The sequence below is a fragment of the Mesorhizobium sp. M1A.F.Ca.IN.022.07.1.1 genome, assembly GCF_003997575.1.
GTDB lineage: Bacteria > Pseudomonadota > Alphaproteobacteria > Rhizobiales > Rhizobiaceae > Mesorhizobium.
In genome coordinates this window covers 1-1994 of the sequence record NZ_RZST01000575.1, presented here as the reverse complement: position 1 = coordinate 1994, position 1994 = coordinate 1, and the positions used below count along the sequence as shown (strand labels likewise).

The 1994-nt window shown below is 67.0% G+C and carries 2 protein-coding genes; both read left to right on the top strand.

Annotated features, from left to right (window positions below):
• The coding region (locus EOA75_RS32295) for a DUF6504 family protein (RefSeq protein WP_348628695.1) at positions 1–851 on the top strand (851 nt) is incomplete at its 5' end.
• Positions 848–1994: PHP domain-containing protein (locus EOA75_RS32290; RefSeq protein WP_127326096.1), on the top strand; the 1147-nt coding region annotated here is incomplete at its 3' end. The genes EOA75_RS32295 and EOA75_RS32290, both read left to right, overlap by 4 nt.

The following is a 1994-nucleotide window of genomic DNA, read 5'->3' as shown; positions in this document are numbered from 1 at the left end:
TCTCGGTGGGGCGGCATTTTGCCGAGCCGATCGTGCTCACCGACGACATCGAGCGGCTGGTGAGCCGGCTTGCCGTGGCCTTGAAGGCCGACCTCGAGCGCCGCGGCGAAGGCGCGCGGGCGCTCGCCCTTCTCCTCTTTCGCGTCGACGGCCTCGTCAGCCGCATCGCGGTCGGCACCTCGCGCCCCATGCGCGAGCCGCAGCTGATCCGAAAGCTGTTTCACGAACGGCTGACCGCGCTGGAACAGACCATCGATGCCGGCTTCGGCTTCGACCTCGTGCGGCTGTCGGTGCTTTCGGTCGCCGCCTTCGACATGCTCCAGGGCGACCTTGCCGGCGAGACAAGCGACGATGACGCCGACATCGCTTTATTCGCCGACCGCGTGCGTGCCCGTCTCGGCGAAGCCGCCGTGCTGAAGCCGGTCATCGTCGATAGCCACCTGCCGGAGCGCGCCGTTACCACGGTTCCTTTCGCAGAGGCGCCGCAAAGGCGCATGCCGCCGAAGCCCGACCGGACAGCACCTCCGATGACCATCTTCCCGCCGGAGCGGCCGGTACGGCTGTTCCGCTCGCCCGAGCCGATCGAGGTGCCGGCGACCGAGATCCCCGAGGGCCCGCCGATGAATTTCCGCTGGCGGCGCGCGCTTTACCGCGTCGCCCGCGCTGAAGGGCCGGAGCGCATCGCCGCCGAATGGTGGCGGCAGATGCCCGGCGAGGAAGAGGCGCCGACGCGCGACTATTACCGCATCGAGGACAGCGAGGGGCGCCGCTACTGGCTCTACCGCCAGGGCCTCTACAGCAGCGCCTCGCAGGCCGCGCCGCGCTGGTTCATGCACGGCGTCTTCGCATGAACGCGCTGACCGCCATCCCCTATGCCGAGTTCGGCATCCAGTCGAACTTTTCCTTCCTGCGCGGCGCCTCCAAGCCCGAGGAACTGGTGGTCACGGCGAAATTCTATGGCTTTTCCTCGATCGGCCTTGCCGACCGCAACACGGTCGCCGGCGTCGTGCGCGCCTGGCAGCAGGCCAGGGTCGAGAAGCTGGCCTATCATCCCGGTTGCCGCCTGGTTTTCTGCGACGGCACGCCGGACATTCTGGCTTACCCCCGCGACCGCAAGGGCTGGGGGCATCTCTGCCGCATGCTGACGCAGGCCAATCTGCGCGACGAGAACGAGAAGGGCGCGACGCTGCTCGAACTCAGCGACCTTCTCGAATGGGGCGATCTGATGTCGCTGGCGATCCTGCCCAACCTGTCGGGAGGCGCGGAAGACAATCTGACGCTCATTAGCCGGCTTAAGGATCGTTTCGGCGCCGCGCTTCGGCTCGCCGTGGCGCCTGATTACGGCGGCAACGACCGCTTCCGCATCGAGCAGGCGGCGGCGATGGCCCAACATCTGCACATCCCGCTGATGGCGACCAACGACGTGCTCTATCATGCCGCCGACCGCCGACCGCTGCAGGACGTGCTGACCGCGATCCGCCTCAACACGCCGGTTTCCGAGGTCGGGCTGGAGCTGACGGCAAATGCCGAGCGTCATCTGAAGACACCGCTGGAGATGGCGCGGCTTTTCCGCCGGCACCCTGAAGCGCTGGCGGAGACGCTGCGCTTCGCCGACGAGCTCACCTTCTCGCTCAGCGACCTCGAATACAATTATCCGGACGAGCCGACGGAATCCGGCCTCGGACCGCAGGCCGAGCTCGAACGCCTGGCGCGGGAAGGAGCGGCCGTGCGCTATCCGGCCGGGGTCCCGGAAGAAGTGCTGCGGCGCATCGGCAGCGAGCTCGCTTTGATCGAGCGGCTGAACTATGCGCGCTATTTCCTGACCGTCTATGACATCGTGAAATTCGCCCGCAGCAAGGGCATCCTTTGCCAGGGGCGCGGCTCGGCCGCCAATTCGGTCATTTGCTTCTGCATCGGCATCACCGAGGTCGGCCCTGACCGGATCGATGCCCTCTTCGAGCGCTTCATCTCCGAGAAACGTAACGAGCCTCCCG